This is a genomic window from Mycobacterium sp. MS1601 (genome assembly GCF_001984215.1).
In the GTDB taxonomy this organism is placed as follows: Bacteria; Actinomycetota; Actinomycetes; order Mycobacteriales; family Mycobacteriaceae; genus Mycobacterium.
This window is the reverse complement of the sequence record NZ_CP019420.1, coordinates 753,031-769,256: the sequence shown is the minus strand read 5'-3', so window position 1 is coordinate 769,256 and position 16,226 is coordinate 753,031. Positions and strand designations below refer to the sequence as shown.

At 66.0% G+C, this 16,226-nt stretch carries 16 protein-coding genes; 5 read left to right on the top strand and 11 right to left on the bottom strand.

Translation table 11 applies throughout. From position 1 onward, the window contains the following. Positions 1-41 precede the first annotated feature (41 nt). The 3 genes from BVC93_RS03600 to BVC93_RS03590 are packed head-to-tail and all read left to right on the top strand — an operon-like array spanning position 42 to position 2,950. Positions 42-1,295 carry an oxidoreductase gene (locus tag BVC93_RS03600; RefSeq protein ID WP_083735978.1) on the top strand — a complete coding sequence of 418 codons (1,254 nt, stop codon included), beginning with the start codon at positions 42-44 and terminating at the stop codon, positions 1,293-1,295. A 39-nt stretch (positions 1,296-1,334) separates the two neighbouring features. Next, positions 1,335-1,634: a type VII secretion target gene (locus BVC93_RS03595; RefSeq protein ID WP_083735977.1), complete on the top strand. Its 300-nt coding sequence runs from the start codon at positions 1,335-1,337 to the stop codon at positions 1,632-1,634. Continuing rightward, positions 1,631-2,950 carry a hypothetical protein gene (locus BVC93_RS03590; protein WP_083735976.1) on the top strand — a complete coding sequence of 440 codons (1,320 nt, stop codon included), beginning with the start codon at positions 1,631-1,633 and terminating at the stop codon, positions 2,948-2,950. Before BVC93_RS03595 ends, BVC93_RS03590 begins: the two co-directional genes overlap by 4 nt. Positions 2,951-3,154: 204 nt before the next feature. On the opposite strand, the gene BVC93_RS03585 is transcribed toward BVC93_RS03590, so the two are convergent. The 9 genes from BVC93_RS03585 to BVC93_RS03545 all read right to left on the bottom strand — a co-directional run bounded on the left by BVC93_RS03585 (position 3,155) and on the right by BVC93_RS03545 (position 11,970). Next, positions 3,155-3,883: an enoyl-CoA hydratase/isomerase family protein gene (locus BVC93_RS03585; protein ID WP_083740773.1), complete on the bottom strand. Its 729-nt coding sequence runs from the start codon at positions 3,881-3,883 to the stop codon at positions 3,155-3,157. Between the two features lie 7 nt (positions 3,884-3,890). Then, entirely contained in the window at positions 3,891-5,420 is a 1,530-nt protein-coding gene (locus BVC93_RS03580) for an aldehyde dehydrogenase (RefSeq protein WP_083735975.1), read from the bottom strand. A gap of 31 nt (positions 5,421-5,451) precedes the next feature. Beyond that, positions 5,452-6,219 (bottom strand): ABC transporter ATP-binding protein, encoded by a 768-nt coding sequence (locus BVC93_RS03575; protein WP_083735974.1) that lies wholly within the window; start codon positions 6,217-6,219, stop codon positions 5,452-5,454. 23 nt (positions 6,220-6,242) lie between these two features. Next, a complete protein-coding gene (locus tag BVC93_RS03570) occupies positions 6,243-7,085 on the bottom strand; it encodes an ABC transporter permease (protein ID WP_083740772.1) in 843 nt (280 codons plus the stop codon). Between the two features lies 1 nt (position 7,086). Continuing rightward, positions 7,087-7,920 carry an ABC transporter permease gene (locus BVC93_RS03565; protein WP_083735973.1) on the bottom strand — a complete coding sequence of 278 codons (834 nt, stop codon included), beginning with the start codon at positions 7,918-7,920 and terminating at the stop codon, positions 7,087-7,089. Then, the gene (locus BVC93_RS03560) at positions 7,917-8,960 is read right to left on the bottom strand and encodes an ABC transporter substrate-binding protein (RefSeq protein ID WP_083735972.1); all 1,044 of its coding nucleotides are present in this window, start codon (positions 8,958-8,960) and stop codon (positions 7,917-7,919) included. Before BVC93_RS03560 ends, BVC93_RS03565 begins: the two co-directional genes overlap by 4 nt. Continuing rightward, positions 8,957-9,700, bottom strand: a complete 744-nt coding sequence (locus tag BVC93_RS03555; protein ID WP_083735971.1) for a GntR family transcriptional regulator — start codon at positions 9,698-9,700, stop codon at positions 8,957-8,959. Before BVC93_RS03555 ends, BVC93_RS03560 begins: the two co-directional genes overlap by 4 nt. 344 nt (positions 9,701-10,044) lie before the next feature. Beyond that, the gene (locus tag BVC93_RS03550) at positions 10,045-11,085 is read right to left on the bottom strand and encodes an LLM class F420-dependent oxidoreductase (RefSeq protein WP_083735970.1); all 1,041 of its coding nucleotides are present in this window, start codon (positions 11,083-11,085) and stop codon (positions 10,045-10,047) included. A 42-nt stretch (positions 11,086-11,127) separates the two neighbouring features. Continuing rightward, complete coding sequence (locus BVC93_RS03545; RefSeq protein ID WP_083735969.1) at positions 11,128-11,970, bottom strand: dienelactone hydrolase family protein; 843 nt, start codon at positions 11,968-11,970, stop codon at positions 11,128-11,130. 66 nt (positions 11,971-12,036) lie between these two features. Here BVC93_RS03545 and glmS point away from each other — a divergent pair, with 66 nt between their 5' ends. Further along, entirely contained in the window at positions 12,037-13,902 is a 1,866-nt protein-coding gene (glmS, locus tag BVC93_RS03540; protein WP_083735968.1) for a glutamine--fructose-6-phosphate transaminase (isomerizing), read from the top strand. A gap of 182 nt (positions 13,903-14,084) precedes the next feature. Here glmS and BVC93_RS03535 read toward each other — a convergent pair whose 3' ends face one another. Next, on the bottom strand, positions 14,085-14,474 hold the full coding sequence (locus BVC93_RS03535) for a hypothetical protein (RefSeq protein ID WP_083740771.1): 390 nt from the start codon (positions 14,472-14,474) through the stop codon (positions 14,085-14,087). Here BVC93_RS03535 and BVC93_RS03530 point away from each other — a divergent pair. Next, positions 14,465-15,424, top strand: coding sequence for an alpha/beta fold hydrolase (locus tag BVC93_RS03530; protein ID WP_083735967.1), 960 nt, complete (start codon positions 14,465-14,467; stop codon positions 15,422-15,424). The two genes, BVC93_RS03535 and BVC93_RS03530, sit on opposite strands and share 10 nt — an antisense overlap. Here the strand turns inward: BVC93_RS03530 and BVC93_RS03525 are convergent. Next, on the bottom strand, positions 15,379-16,209 hold the full coding sequence (locus tag BVC93_RS03525) for a carboxymuconolactone decarboxylase family protein (protein WP_083735966.1): 831 nt from the start codon (positions 16,207-16,209) through the stop codon (positions 15,379-15,381). The two genes, BVC93_RS03530 and BVC93_RS03525, sit on opposite strands and share 46 nt — an antisense overlap. Between the last annotated feature and the right edge of the window lie 17 nt (positions 16,210-16,226).

Below are 16,226 nucleotides of genomic sequence, written 5' to 3'. Positions count from 1 at the left end.
CCGCGCTGCGCATTGAATCAGTGCGGCTTAATATCCGCCGCATGAGTTCAGTGAACCTCAATTCCGGTCGGTCTGCTCTACAACCGACGTCGCTGGGTCCGGTTGCCGTCCGCAACCGGTTGATTCGTGCCGGAACCGGGGAGTCGATGGCCGATCCGCGCGGGCGAGTCGGCGACAGTTACGTGCGGCTGCACGAGGATCTGGCCCGCGGCGGTGTCGGCCTCGCGTTCACCGGTCACATCTACTGCGAGCCGCGGGGACGGTACGGCGAACTCCAGGCTGGGCTCCACGATGACGACAGCATCCCTGGTTTCCTGCGGGTGACTGAAGCCGTGCACCGGCACGGTGGTCGAATTTTTGCCCAGATCGCCCATGCCGGAAGTCAATCCATGTCGTTTGCCACCGATCCGGTGGCACCATCGGCCGTCGACAACGTGATGACCGGACGGAAGGTGAAGGCGGCTTCGACCGCCGACATCGAGGAGGTCGTCGCGGCGTTCGGTCAGGCGGCCCGCCGAGCCATGGAAGCGGGATTCGACGGCGTTCACCTGCATGGTGCCAACGGGTATCTGATCAGCCAGTTTCGCTCACCGCTGACCAACACCCGCGACGGCGACTGGGGCGGAACCCAGCAGGGCCGCGACAGGTTCGCCGTCGAGGTGATTCGCGCGATCCGTGCGGAAGTGCCGTCCGACAAAGGGTTCACGATGAAAGTTGGGCTCGCTGATCTGGTCGATGAACCCGGCGGGCTGACGGTGGACGATGCCGTGGAGGGGGTGGCGGCTTTCGTGGCTGCCGGACTGGACGGTGTCGAGGTGTCATCCAATCTGATGAGTGACTACGTAAGCGCCTCCATCCGCCCGTACATCGCCGTCGATCGCCGCCAGGCATTGGGTGACATGCTGCTGCACCGGGTGCATCGGTCGCCCGAGGCCGAGGCGTACTTCCTGGGCTTCGCCCGGGCGGTGCGCTCTCGTGTGCACACCGCAGTCATCCTGGTGGGCGGCCTGCGACGGATCGACACCATCGAATCCATCATCGAAGCGGGCCAGGCCGACTTCATCTCGATGGCGCGGCCCTTTATCCGGGAGCCCGATCTGGTGAACCGACTGGCGTCCGGTGGCCAGACCAGCCCCGCGTGTGTGTCCTGCAACATTTGCCTGATGCACGACGAGCACCACGCCCTGCAGTGCTGGCGGGTGCCGCGGATGAACCTGGTCAGACATGCGCAGTACCGGTTGACCGGAGGTTTTGGTACCAAGGGTTCCGGGCGTAAGCCGACGGCGACGAACTGAGATGGAACCGATCGGGCCTGTCCTGCGACTGACTAGGGTATGGGACATTCCAACTTTGCCAGAGTCGACACAGCCGCACTGATCACCGTCGCCGATCGCTTCGACGACGCCGCAGCTTCTCTCGAGCGGGCGGCGCGCAGCCGGTTGACTTTCGACGGTGCCTACGCAGGTCTTGCGCACACGGGTCAGGGCGACGAGGTGCGGCGGCGCTTGGAGGGATTGTTGGTCGATCTGCAGGGCTGGGCGCGTGCGTCGGCCGAGATCGGTGTCGCACTGCGTGTCGGGGCCCGCCGCTATCTCGAGGCCGACGACGCGGCCGCCACAGGTCTGGGATCATGACCTTCGACGTCGCGGGACGGTTGGCCGAAGGCCTTGCTGCGCTGGACAATACACAGCTCTACGTGCAGGCGTGTGCCCTTCGTGGGTTCAGCCATCCTGATTTGACGGTACACAGTGCGCAGTTGCGCGACTGGTACCGCACCGAGGAGGGGTTGGATCTTCTCGTGCTCGATGCTGACTGTGCGGTGTTACACGCAGCTGCTCGGTCCGCGGCTGATGCACTGCAACTCTCTCAGAGCGCCGACGTGAGCACCGCGTGGTCAGGTCACGGTGGCGGCGCGGCGGTCGAGTTCGTATCCCGCCACGTCGGGAATGGGGGCCGGGTTGCAGACTCTGTGGACGCCGCTGCGCGTGCTGCCGAGCGGTTGCGCGACGACCTGTGGCGCATAGTCGACGGTAAGGTGCAAGCCACCATCGCCGCTGATGACCGCGTTGCCGCGCAGCGTCCTTCCTGGTTGGCGGCGGCGCGGGCGATGCTCGGTGGCGGCTCGGAAGAGGCTGCCGCCGTGGTTGATTCGGAGATGACTCCGCATGTGGTGGCGGTGATCGCCGGGGAGTGGCTGACCGCGATGCGCGAGTCGGTGTCCGCCGTCGGTGCGGCGTACCGGGTGGCACTCGATTCGTTGGCCGCGAACCCGTTCGTACTCTTCGAGATTCCAGGTGATCTCGTCTCTCGCCCGGCGGCGCCTGTGGTGTCCGCTGCCGCGTCGGTCCCACCGGTGGTGGCAGTGCCGGCCGCTGCAGCGGTTGCGCCCACAGTGCCCGCCGCTGCTGTGCCTGGATCGATACCACAGACGGCGCCTTCGCCGCCCAATCCTGGTGTGGCACCGTCCCAACCGACAGAACCCATGACTGCACCGCCTCCCGCACCGATGTCCCCGACGTCGCTTCCGGACCCGACCGCTGGACTCGGCGGCTTGCCTGGTGGATTCGCCGACGCGCTCGGTGGGCTGCTCGGCGCGGGACCGGACCTTGGTAGCAGTGCCGGCATGCCGGAGCCCGAGCCGATCGAAGCGCCGGACGTGCCGGAAGCCGCCGAGGAAACCGACGACCCCGAGGAGGGGGCGGTGGAGGAGGACGAGGACGAGGGACCCGATGAGGAGGCCGCCGCGACCACGCCGGATGACTCGGCCGCAGAGGAAGATCCGGCAGTTCCTGAGGAGCCGCCGCCCGCGACGGAAGAGCCCGAGACTGAGGTTCCCGCGACACCAGTGCCCGAACCGGTTCCGCTCGCCGAGCCGAGCCCTGTCGCCGAGCAGGCGCCAGCCACCCCATGCGAAATCGCCGCCGACGAACTCCCGCAGGTAGGGGAGTGACCTTCGCCGAGGGTGGGTGTCTCCGGCGGACACGCCGGTGGATGTGTGCGGTTTACGCACGCTCGACCAGGTGTGAATGCGGCAGCCTCACCTGCAGCGCGGCTACCGCATCACCCCAAAGCGCGCCCGCAACAACGCCCTCGTCGCCAGATAGCAGGAACCACCACCCCTTTTAGGGCTGGTCAATTGCTGCGGCGAGAAGCGTCAGCTCGGCGCTGCGTGCAGTCTGCGCAGCGAGCCGAGGACCAGGCGGTCGGCGGCGAGCTCGTAGCACTGCCCCTCGGACAGTGACTGCACCGAACGCAGCATGGCCCTGATGTCGGTGTGCACTCGCGGTTGCGCAGCCAGTAGTGCATCCACCTTCGCGGCCACGGCGGCGTCGAGCGCCTCGACGCCGTCGACCACCTCGTTGAGAAGCCCGATGCGCACGGCCTCGTCGCCGGACACCGGCGCGCCGCTGGCAGTCAGCCAGAAGGCGGCCCGGCGGCCGACCATGTGCGGTAACCACGCCAGCACCAGCGCCGGAGCCAGGTTGATCCGGACCTCGGGGAAAGTCAGCTTCGCCGCGCGGGTCGCGACGGCCACGTCACACAGTGCTGCCAACCCCACGCCGAAACCGGCCGCGTCACCCTGTACGCGCGCGATGGTCACCAGCGGGGTGGACGCCAGTGCCTCGTTGACAGCGACCAGCCTGCGGACTTCGTTGGGCAGGTCATCCGGGGTGGCCGCGGTGCGTTCGCGGCCCATGCAGAACTGATCGCCTGCCCCGGACAGCACCAGGATGTGGACGCCCTCCGGAGGGCTGGTCAGCACCGCCGCCAGCGCGTCGCACATGTCCATGGTCATCAGGTTGCCGTCGGCGCTGTCGAGTCGGACGGTGAGAACCGCATCCTCGCGGTGGAATTCGAGCCCTGCGACAGTCGAGTGTGTCATCGTCATCTCAGTTCAGCCTTTCCAGCGCGATGCCGCCGTACCAGTCCACGTCGTCGGGTGCCGTGCGAACCGTCACCGCCCGTACGTGGGTGAAATCGTTGAACGACTCGGTGCCGCCCTCGCGGCCGTGTCCGCTCTCGCGTACCCCGCCCCACGGTGAGCACGGGTCCAGGCGGTGGTGGTCGTTCACCCAGACGATGCCGTGCTCCAGCTTCGAGGCCACCCGGTGGGCCCGCGCCACATCCCTGGTCCAGATGGAAGACCCGAGCCCGTAGGGGGAGTCGTTGGCGATGCTCACCGCGTCGGCTTCGTCACTGAACGGGATCACCACGACCACAGGACCGAAGATCTCCTCGCGGGCCACGCGCATCTGGTTGGTGACGTTCGACAACACGGTGGGGGCGACGAAGTAGCCGTCCAGGCCGGGCACGGTGACGGGCACACCTCCGGTGGCCAGCGTGGCGCCCTCGGAGACTCCGATGTCGACATAGTTGAGGATGCGCTGGCGGGCCCGCTCCGAGATCACCGGGCCCAGCTGGGTGCTGGCTTGACTGGGGTCACCGATGCGGATGCGTTCCGCCTGGGCTACCAGGGCGGCCACGAACTCGTCGTACACCGTCTCCTGCACCAGGATTCGGGTGCCGGCGATGCAGGTCTGCCCGGCGCCGACGAACCCGCCGAAGGCGGCTCCGCGCGAGGACACCTCGACGGGAACGTCATCGAACACCAGAACCGGTGTTTTGCCGCCCAGTTCCACTGTCGACTTCGCGAATCGCGATGCGGTGGCCACCGAGATGATCCGGCCCACCTCGGTGCCGCCAGTGAACACCACCTTGTCCACCAAGGGGTGCTCGGAGAGTCCCGCACCGGTCACCGGTCCCAGGCCTGGGATGACGTTGAACACCCCGGGTGGGATGCCGGCCTCAAGCGCGAGGTCGCCGATCAGCAGGGCGGTCAGCGGAGTCTGCTCAGAAGGCTTGAGCACCACGCTGTTTCCGGTAGCTAGCGCCGGCGCCACGCTCTTCGAGGCGATCATCAACGGGTGGTTGAACGAGGACAGCGTGGCCACCACTCCCAGCGGAAATCGCGAAGTGTAGGAGTGGTACTGGCCCGACATCGGTACCACGGAGTCCCGGCCGGCCAGCAGCAGCGCCGCGTTGTAGCGGTACCATTCCGGCAGCCGCGTGATCTGTGCCTTGGTCTCGGTGATGGGCCTGCCGTTGTTGTCGGTCTCGAGGCGGTACAGCTTGTGCATGTCCCGTTCCAGCAGGTCACCGAATCGGTTCAGGATGCGGGAGCGTTGGTGGATCGGCATCTGCGACCACACCCCGGAGTCGAATGCCGCACGGGCCGAGCGCACAGCGTCGTCGGTGTCCTCGATGCTGGCGCTGTGACAGCGCGCGAACACCTGTGCTGTCGCAGGATTGATCAACTCGAGGATGTCGCCGCGACCGGCGCGGTGCTCACCGTGGATCAGCAGACCGTGCACCAGGTCGCCGTTCTGGGTGGCGATCGGGGTCATTGCGAGTTCAGACATGTATGACGTTCTCTCTGGTTTCGGCCGGGAGTCAGGCACTGGCAGGGGTTGCGGCGCGCTGGCGCGAGTTGGCTTCTAGGTCTTCGAACCGACGCAGGATCGACGACTCCAGCACGGCCACTTCCTCATTGGAGGCCTTGCGGGGGCGGGGAAGGTCGACGGTGATGTCTTCGTGGATGGTGCCGCCGGGAGCCAGCATCAGGATGCGGTCGGACAGCTCGGCGGCTTCCTTGACGTCGTGGGTGACAAAAACGACGGTCTTGCGGGTTTGTGCCCACAGCTCCTGCAGGTGCTCACGGAGGCCACGGGCGGTGATCGCGTCGAGGTGGCTGAACGGTTCGTCCATCAGTAGCACATCGGGTTCGATCGACAGGGCGCGGGCGATGCCGACGCGCTGTTGCTGGCCGCCGGAGAGCTGACCCGGCCACTTCTTCTCGGCGTGGCCGAGGCCCACCCGCTTGAGTGCCTCATGCACGCGCTCCTTGGCGGCGTTGTCACGCACCTTCTGGACGTACATCAGGTTGTCGAAGATCGACCGCCATGGCAGCAGCCGGGGCTCCTGGAAGACGTAGGCCAGCTTGGCCTGTTGAGCGGCAGAGCCGATCATGACGGTGCCCGAGCTGGCGGGTTCGATTCCGGCGATGATGTTCAGCAGTGTGGTTTTTCCGCAGCCGGACGGCCCCACCAGGGAGACGAAGGAGCGGTCGGCGATCTCGAAGTTGAGGTGGTCGATGACGGTTTGCGGTCCGGTCGGGGTACCGAACACTTTGAGCAGGTTGGTGACGGTGACGTTGGCCATGAAATCTCCTGTGGATGATGGGGTTACGGGGCGGCCGCGGTGGGCTCGCCCGGCGTCGACTCACCGTCGCGCCAACGGAATGCCCGCCGTGAGAGGCGTTCGAGTAGCACCCGGTCGGTGAGCACCATGAAGACGATGAAGAACGCGATCCAGGCGACAAATCCTGGCAGTTGGTTGGCGTCATACCAGTAACGGGCGCGGTGCCCCACGCCGTCGGCGGAGCCGAACCACTCCGACAGCAGCAGGCCGTTCCAACCGGACATGACACCGAAGCGGATGCCGGCCACCATGTACCCGGTCAGGGCCGGTAGGACGGCGTGGCGCAACCGGCGTGCCGGAGGCACGTCATAGGACTGCGACATGTCCAGCAGCGCAGGAGGAATGGACCGTGCTCCGGCCGCCACGTTCACCACAACAAACGGCACGGCCGACAGGATCACCGTGACGATCGGTGCGGTGTCGGCAAAACCGAACCACATGGCGCACAACAACGCCCAGATGACTGCCGGGATCGCCAGGCCCACCAAGTTTACGTCGCCGAACAAGTGGTCGAAGGTGCGGAAAGAGCCGATGGCGATACCGATGGCGATGCCGAGCACGATGGAGATCACCATGCCGATGGCGAACCGCTGCATGCTGATGACGAAGTTGTAGAAGAACTCTCCGCGCTCGATCTCACTCATGGCCGCTTGGACGACGGGTGCCGGGCCGGGAATGCGGTCGCTGAACATGCCGACCAGCTGCCAGAACACCAGGAACACCGCGGCGGCGGTAAGACTGGCGCCAAAGGGGCCGGTGAGCCGGCTGGGCGCCGCCGAGCGTCGGGGGGTGACCGTCGCCGGGCGGTCTGTGACGGGTGCGCTCATGTCAGCGGCCACCTCTCCATGCGAAGAACCGTCGCTCCAGGCCGGCCAGGAACACTCGCTCGATCAACAGGATGAAGATCACGAAGAACCCGGTCCAGGCCAAGACGCCGGCAACCGAAAACTCTTGATAAGACTGGCGAATCATGAATCCGATGCCGCTGCGCCCGCCGAAGACCTCGGTCAGCGCCTCCACCTTCCAGGCCATGGCGAAGCCGTAGCGCAGGGCGGCGAACAGAAATGGCATCACCGAGGGCAGGTAGACCGACTTGACGATCTCGCCGCGGCCCAGGCCGTAGACGGCGCTCATGTCGACGAGACGGCGGTCCACCTCCTCGACACCCTGGGCGACATTGAGGGCGACGTAGGGCAGTGCGACGAACGCGACCACCACGACGGGGCCGACGGCGCCGATGCCGAACAGGATCAGTGCGAACACCGCGAAGGCCAGACCCGGCACATTTCCGAGCACCAGCATGGGCTGTTGCCAGAAGTACTTCTGGTAGCGCACCCGGCCCATCAGCAGGCCCAGTGGCACACCGATGACGGTGCCGATGACGAATCCGAGTGCGATTTTCACGATGCTGGAACCGAATTGGACAAAGGCGGTGCCGTCTGCGGCCAGATGCCACATCTCGGCGCCGACGGTCCACGGTGCGGGCAATACGTACTCGGTGAACATCACCAGCGAGCAGAACGACCACACTGCCAGCAATGCGGCATAACCGACGAGGGCCAAACCGACCCGCCGCGCCACGCCACCGCCCCGGCGGGCGGGCACCGCCCCCTTGTCGGGGGCGGTGTCCGCCGCGGCGGACCTGTCGGTGGTGACGGTCACGAAGCGCCGCCCTGCTCGGACGGACGGAACTTCGGCAGCGCCTGATCCTGGTCCATGAACCCGGTCTCCTGCAGTAGCGGGAACACCTTTGACTCGTTGTCGGCCCAGGCCTGGTCGAACCGGATGTCGCGGACGAACCAGTCGTGGTCGTCGACGTAGTTCTGGACGAATGCGATGTCCTCAGGCGCCTCGACGGCGAAGTGCTGCGGGTAGGTCTCGATGATGGTGGCTTTGTTGGCTTCCCACTCGGAAAGCCCACGCTGCCAGACGTCGAGGAAGAACTCGACCTGCTCCGGGTTCTCCTCGGCCCACTCCGAGCCGGCGAGGAAGACGTTGATCATGGGCCCCTGGTGGCCTTCGACGACGAGTTCGGAATACATGTCCGAGGAGGCCTTGCCGTCGTAGAGCACCTTCAGCTCGCCGCTGCGCAAACCGGGCGCGGCGAACTCGGGCAGGCAGACGCATGCCGCTACCTCACCCTTCTCGACGAGCTCGGCCTGCTGCTGCGGATCCGAGACGACGATGTTGTAATCGCCTCCACCGGAACGGAAGTCGACGTCATGCAGCTTCTTGGCGTAGGCGCCCCACACCAGCGTGGCCGAGACCGCGGTGAAGGCCGAGATGTCCTGGCCCTTGAGGTCGGCGAGGGTGTTCGCCGGATTGTCGGCGCGGGCGATGATGACGCTGCGGTCCATGTTGTACTTGCCGATGATGATCGTGTCGCGACCGGTTTCCTCTTCGATCACCGGCACCTCATAGGAGGCCGACGACACGATGTCGGCGTGACCTCCTGCGAAGACACCGAATTCATCCCAGGTGGACGACGCTTCGATCTTGATCCCGGACTCCTGCTCCATTTCGGCGAGAATTCCCTGGTCGGTGATGTAGTCCCAAACCGGGTCGGGAGCGAAGGTGAAGCGGATGGTTCCGCCGTCACCACTGGCTCCGCCCGAATCGGGCCGGGAGACACACCCGGACATCGCGACCGCTGTCGAGGCGGCTATCACGGCGGCCGTCAGCCGGCGTCCCAGACCGTTCACGATTCTGTTCCCTTCATTTGAGCGCCCCGCCGCTTCTTTGCGCCGGGTGCGGGTTCTTTGTGACCGCCGTCGTGGAAGCTGATGACCTCATCGCCGCCGGCAGTCGGGTGTTCGAGTAGGTAGGAGAGGATGAAATCGTGTGAGGTGGCCAGGTGTTCGCGGGTGAGCCTGGCGGCAAGGGCGGCGTCGCCGCTCTCGACAGCGCGCATGATGCCGACGTGTTCGGCGTGGAGGTGATCGGTTTGTCCGATCACCTCCAGATGCATGTACAGATACCGGTCGGTGAGGCGACGGAGCTGCTCGACAATCTCGATCATCCGTGGTCTGCTGGCCCGCTTGTACACGGCGGCATGGAATTCGGCGTTGGCGGACAACCAGATCGGCGCCTCGGTGGTGGACTCCATCAGTTCCATCTGCCTGCGCATCATCAAGATGTCGGCGCGGCCGACGTTCGGCACGGCGATCTGGGTGGCGAGTGGTTCGACCGCTTCGCGCAGTTCGTAGAGCTCTTGGAGTTCGTGCACCGACATGCCGGTGACGATCGCGGTGGCCTTGGCCGTCGGATGGAGCAAGCCCTCGCTGGCCAGGAGTTGGATGGCATCGCGGACCGGAATACGGCTCACGCCGAAACGCTCGGCGATGCTCAGCTGGGACAGTCGCGACCCGGGTGCGATCTCGCCGTGCAGGATCTCGATGCGGAGCTGCCCGGCAATCCTGCTTGCTGCGCTTTGGTATGCCATTTCTTCTCCATGTCGACGATTGAGAAGAAATGTATACAGTCGCAGATGTGGTGTCAATCACGTGACAACAACGGGGAGATGTGGATCACTCAATGAGTGGGGTGGGCGGGCCATCCGGACATGGAGGGGCTGTTCGGGTCCGCGCTGCCGGCGACAGCGGCAGAGTGGCGGCCATCGGTGTGGCCGGTACCGCGATTGTGGCTGGGGCAAACCCACGCAATTGCGTTTCTACGAGGCCGATCTCGGCAAGATCGGCATCGTCGTGTGAAGCGAGGTCTACGTCACCGGCCGCTGTCGGGCCTGGTGCACCGTGATGATCCCCGGCGCCTTCGTGGTAGCCGGGTTCAGGATGTCAGCGCCACCAGCTGCTCGACGAAGCCGACGGCCTCTCGGTCTTCGGCGGCCAGCGGGTGTACCAGCATCGTGGTCACCCCGGCTTCGGCGAACGCGGCCAGCCGCTCCTTCACAAATGACACAGGGCCCACCAGGGAGACGTTGCGCACCAGGTCATCTGGCACGGCATTGATGGCGTCTTCCTTGCGGCCGGCCAGGAACAGATCCTGGATGTGATCGGCCTCGGCGCCGTAGCCGTAGCGGGTGGCCAGTTTGTGATAGAAGTTCTGCCCACGAGCACCCATGCCGCCGATGTAGAGCGCCAATTGTGGTTTGGCCCAGGCCAATCGGTCTTCGACATGGTCGCCGATCGCCAGGCTGGCCGACACCACGACATCCAGCGGGCCCAGTGCGGGATCCCGCTTGGCAGCACCGGCGCGCAGCGACTCGCCCCACACCGAGTCGGCCTTCTCGGGGTAGAAGAACACCGGCTGCCAACCGTCGGCGATCTCTGCGGACAGCTCCACGTTCTTTGGTCCGAGAGCAGCGATGGTGATCGGAATACTTTCGCGCACAGGGTGATTGATGAGGCGCAGCGGTTTGCCCAGGCCGGTGCCCTGGCCGGCGGGCAGCGGCACCTGGTAGTGCTTGCCGTTGAAGTTCACCTTCTCGCGGCGCCACACCTGCCGGCAGATCTCCACGACCTCGCGGGTGCGCCCCATCGGGGCGTCGAACGGCACGCCGTGGAAGCCCTCCATAACCTGGGGGCCTGAGGTGCCGATGCCGAGTCGGAACCGGCCGTCGGACACGTAGTCCAGCCCGGCGGCCGTCATCGCCAACAGCGTCGGCGTGCGGGTGTAGATCGGCACTACGCCGCTGCCCAGTTCGATTGTCGAGGTCTTGGCCGCCAGGTACCCGAGCTGGCTGATCGCGTCGTAGGAGTAGGCCTCGGCCACCAGGGCGATGTCGACGCCGAGCTTCTCGAACTCGACCACCTGTTCTGCGGCCTGGCGAAAGCCGCCCGAGTAGCTCATGAAGATGCCTGTGCGCATGAACGAGTTATACACCCAACCAGTTGGTTGATAGAAGCCGCGTCAGGGCTTGAGGAGGGCGACCACTTTGTTCTCGAGGTCCACCGGATCCTCGGTGGGATCGTCGTGCTCGGTCTTCGGCAGCACTGCCTCGGGGTCGGCGAAGTCGGCGTAGTCCCTGTTGCCGGCCAGTACGGCCAGCAGGAACCCAGTCAGGAGCGCCCGGACGATCTTCTGGGTGCTCGTGTCCGCACCCGGGAGGCCCACGGCGCGGGCCAACCGGCGGCCTTCCACCAACCCACCGGCCTTGCCGCCGCTGACCAGCCGCAACGTCCCCGCCGGCCATGCCCGGGACAATTCCACGGCGTTGGACCGCAGGGTCATCGGATCGCCCGGTGCGGTGAGTATCAGTCCGGGCGCGGCCAACCCGGCTGCAGGCTGTTCGGCCTTCGGCGAGGTCACCGACGGAAACAGGGGAGCAACGGCCTTGATCCGGGACGGGGCGCCGGCCGCGGCGAACACCGCCGCCGATCCGCCGAACCCGTGGCCCGCGGCCCCCAACTTGTTCGGGTGCACGCTGATCTGGCCGGGTCCGAGGCGGACTCCGGAGATGATGTCGAGGGTGGTGCCCAGGTCGAAGGCCAGGTTCAGTACCGACGGGGCCAGCCCCTTTTCGGTGTCCGGGGCGGCGGCGACGATTCCCCAGGACGCCAGATGTTCCAGTGTGCCCGCATAGCTGTGTGCCGGTGTGAGCCAATCGTGGGCGAATGCGACGCCCGGCAGATTGGTACCGGATTCCGGGGTGTACACCACCCCTGGTAGACCGGCAAAGGCCAGGTCACCGCGGAGAACGCGGTGAGGTCCGCGCCGACGTAGTTTGGCGAAGAGTTTCTTCGTGCTGGCCACGCCTAGACCCTATAGCGCGTGTTTCCGGAACAGGGGACAAGGGCGACTGCACTACCCTGGTACCTCATGTGCGGAATCGTCGGATACGTGGGTACGCGTCACGCCCGCGACGTCGTCGTCGACGCGCTCGGCCGGATGGAGTACCGCGGCTACGACTCCGCCGGTGTGGCGCTGCTCGACGGTAAGGGCGGGATGACAGTCCGCCGGCGCGCGGGGCGCCTGGCCAACCTGGAAGCGGCGCTCGCCGAAACCGATACCGCGGCGCTGCAAGGCAGCACCGGCGTCGGTCACACTCGCTGGGCCACCCATGGCCGTCCCACCGACCGCAATGCTCACCCGCATCGCGACGCGGCAGGCAAGATCGCGGTCGTCCACAACGGCATCATCGAGAACTACGCGATGCTGCGGAAGGAGCTGGAGAACGCGGGCGTCGAGTTCGCCAGCGACACCGACACCGAGGTCGCGGTGCACCTGGTCGCCAGGGCGTATCACGACGGGCCCACCGCCGGCGACTTCGTGCAGTCGGTCTACGCCGTGTTGCCCAGGCTCGAGGGCCACTTCACCCTGGTGTTCGCCAACGCCGACGATCCCGGCACCATCGTCGCCGCCCGGCGCTCGACACCGCTGGTGGTGGGTGTCGGCGAGGGTGAGATGTTCGTGGGCTCCGATGTCGCTGCCTTCATCGAATACACCCGTGAGGCTGTCGAGCTGGGCCAGGACCAGGCCGTGGTCATTACCGCCGACGGCTACACCATCACCGACTTCACCGGCGATCCGAACGTCGACTACCGGCCCTTTCACATCGACTGGGACCTGGCTGCCGCCGAAAAGGGCGGCTATGAGTACTTCATGCTCAAAGAGATCGCCGAGCAGCCCGCGGCGGTCGCCGACACGCTGCTGGGCCACTTCGTCGACAACCGCATCGTGCTCGACGAGCAGCGCCTCTCCGATCAAGAACTGCGCGAGATCGACAAGGTCTTCATCGTCGCCTGCGGCACGGCGTACCACTCGGGGCTGCTGGCCAAGTACGCCATCGAGCACTGGACCCGGCTGCCCGTCGAGGTCGAGTTGGCCAGTGAATTCAGATACCGCGACCCGGTGTTGGACCGCAGCACCCTGGTGATCGCCATCAGTCAGTCCGGTGAGACGGCCGACACCCTCGAAGCGGTGCGTCACGCCAAGGAGCAGAAGGCCAAGGTGCTGGCCGTCTGCAACACCAACGGCAGCCAGATCCCTCGTGAATGCGACGCGGTGCTCTACACCCGCGCCGGGCCGGAGATCGGCGTGGCGTCCACCAAGACCTTCCTGGCGCAGGTGGCGGCCAACTACCTCGTCGGCCTCGCACTGGCGCAGGCGCGGGGAACCAAGTACCCCGACGAGGTGCTGCGCGAGTACAAAGAGCTCGAAGCCATGCCGGATCTGGTGTCCGAGGTGTTGACGCGGATGGGTCCGGTCAACGAGATCGCCCACCGGTTCGCGCCGTCGTCCACGGTGTTGTTCCTGGGTCGCCACGTCGGCTACCCGGTGGCGCTCGAAGGTGCGTTGAAGCTCAAGGAACTCGCCTACATGCACGCCGAGGGCTTCGCCGCCGGCGAACTCAAGCACGGCCCGATCGCCCTGATCGAGGACGGCCTGCCGGTGATCGTGGTGATGCCGTCACCCAAAGGCGCGGCGATGCTGCACTCCAAACTGCTGAGCAACATCCGCGAGATCCAGGCGCGCGGCGCGCTGACCATCGTGATCGCCGAGGAGGGGGACGAGACGGTACGGCCATACGCTGACCACCTCATCGAGATCCCGGCGGTGTCAACACTTTTCCAGCCGCTGCTGTCCACCATTCCGCTGCAGGTGTTCGCCGCGGCGGTGGCTCAGGCGCGTGGGTACGACGTGGACAAGCCGCGCAACCTGGCGAAGTCCGTCACCGTCGAGTAGCCCGAGGACGACGGAGCGGGGCGAAGTATGAGCCCCAGCGCAGGAGTCCGTGGGGCGGATCGGCGTAGGGTCACCGTCGAGTAGCCCGAGGACGACGGAGCGGGGCGAAGTATGAGCCCCAGCGCAGGAGTCCGTGGGGCGGATCGGCGAAGTCCGTCACCGTCGAGTAGCCGTGGGGCGGATCAGCTGAACAGCCAGCCGTCTTCGGCGCCCACGGCTGCGCCGAAGACGTAGATCCCGACGACGCAGATCACCACGCATGCCACGAACGTTCCCACCGCGATGGGCCAGGCCTGCTTACGGCGCATCAGCTGCACGATGGTGAAGGTAATCCCGACAACGCCTGTCACGGCGGTGATCAGCAGGGTGCCGCCGACCGAGCCGATGGCACCCTCGACGCTGCACGTTGCCGGCGGGCAGGTGTCCAGGAACGCCAACATGAACACCCCGATGAAAGCGGCGAATGCGGCGAAGACGACCGTCAGGATCATCGCGGTGATCGAGATGCCCAGATCCACACCGGAAATCGGTGGCTTGCGTGGTGCAGGGGCCACTGGCTGATATGGGGGCATGCCGTAGACCATGCCCAGAGTCTAGACTCGCCCCCATCGACCTCAACGTTCCTGACGTACGCATCGCCGGCGCCGATGACATCGGCCACTTCCGCAGCGCGCAGGCCTTCGCACATTTCCTGCGCCACTACCGCGCGTGTTGTGCGGCGATGCCGCAGATCGCCGAGATCCACGATGTGCCGACGGGATTCGGAACGGTGCGCATCTACCGGTTCGCCGGGGGAGCGGGCACCCCGATGCTGCTGCTACCGGGACGCAACGGACCCACCCCGGTGTACGGCACCAATCTGCCGCCCTTGCTGCAACACCGCGACGTGTACTGCCTGGACCTGCTCGGCGAGCCGGGCCTGTCGGTGCAGACCGCACCCATCGTCGATGCCGCCGATCAGGCGTGTTGGCTCGATCAGGCGCTCGCCGGATTGGGTCTCGAGCGCCTGCATCTGTGCGGCATCTCTATCGGCGGCTGGGCGGCGGTCAACTATGCAGTCCGGTGTCCTGGCCGCGCTGCGACACTTGTCCTGTTGGACCCGGCGATGACGTTCGACCGCATTCCCGTGCCGATGCTGGCTGCCTCGATCCCGATGGTGGTTCCCGGTGTGCCGCACTGGGTCCGGCGTCGCCTGCTGAGCTGGATCGCCGGCGGATCGGATATCGGTGAGGCGGCGCCGGCGGCCGACTTGATCAGCGCCGCCACCAATGACTTTGTGCTGAGGCTTCCGGCGCCCACGAGGTTCACCGATGCGCAGTTGCGGGGCCTGGATATCCCGGTGCTGGCGCTGCTGGGTGGCCGCAGCGTGGTCGTGCGGGCCGAGCGCGCCGCCAGTAATGCACGAAAGCTGTTGCGGAAGGGCGAAATCGAGGTGTGGCCGGATGCCTCACATGCGATCAACGGCGAGTATCCGTGTCAGATCGCCGAGCGTGCGCGCCGGTTCTGGTCGGACGCCGGCTGACCGGAGCCGGGCGGGGTGAGTGCGATCCCCGCTGCCTCGGCTTCCTCGATGAGGATCGGTACCGCGGTGGTGGCGGCGTGGATGCCGATGACGCTCGCGATCTCCATCACTTCCAGGATCTCGCCTGCTGTCGCGCCGTATCCGATCGCGTTCTCGATATGCAATTTCAAACCTGGGACGTACAGGTGGGTGGCTGCGGTGTCGAATGCGATGTAGACGAACTCCTTGAGTTTGGGCGACAGTGTCCCGGTTTTCCAGGGCACGCTCGAGAAGTTGGTGTATGCCTCGAACATGTCGGGATCGAGTTCGAGCATCTCGTCCCAGAAGGAATGCCAGTAGCCGCGGTTTTCGGTGAACTCGGTCTTGATCCGTTCCTGGTTGGCATCCAGCGGCCCGGGTCCGGTCCGCAGCCCTTTCTCGAGGAGTACCTGGGCCAGGATCGGCACACCGATGTTCATGGCGTGGATACCCAGCGTGGAGGTCAATTCGATGACCTCCATGATCTCGGCTGGAGTCGCGCCGGCGACGAAGGCGGCCTTGATGTGCTGTCGTACCCCTGGGGCGTACATGTGTGTCGCGGCGGCGTCGACCGCGATGAAGATCAGTTCCTTGGTCTTGTCGTCGAGGTGATTGTGGCCGCTGCGCCACGGCACGGACGAGAAGGTGGTGTAGGCCTGCAGAAAGGCAGGGTCGAGTCGCAGGATGCTCTCCCAGAGATCGCTCCACGTGCCGCGAACGCGGATGAACTCGTCCTTGACTTCTTGTTGGTGTGGTGTCAGTGCCATCTTGCGGTTCCTCGCGG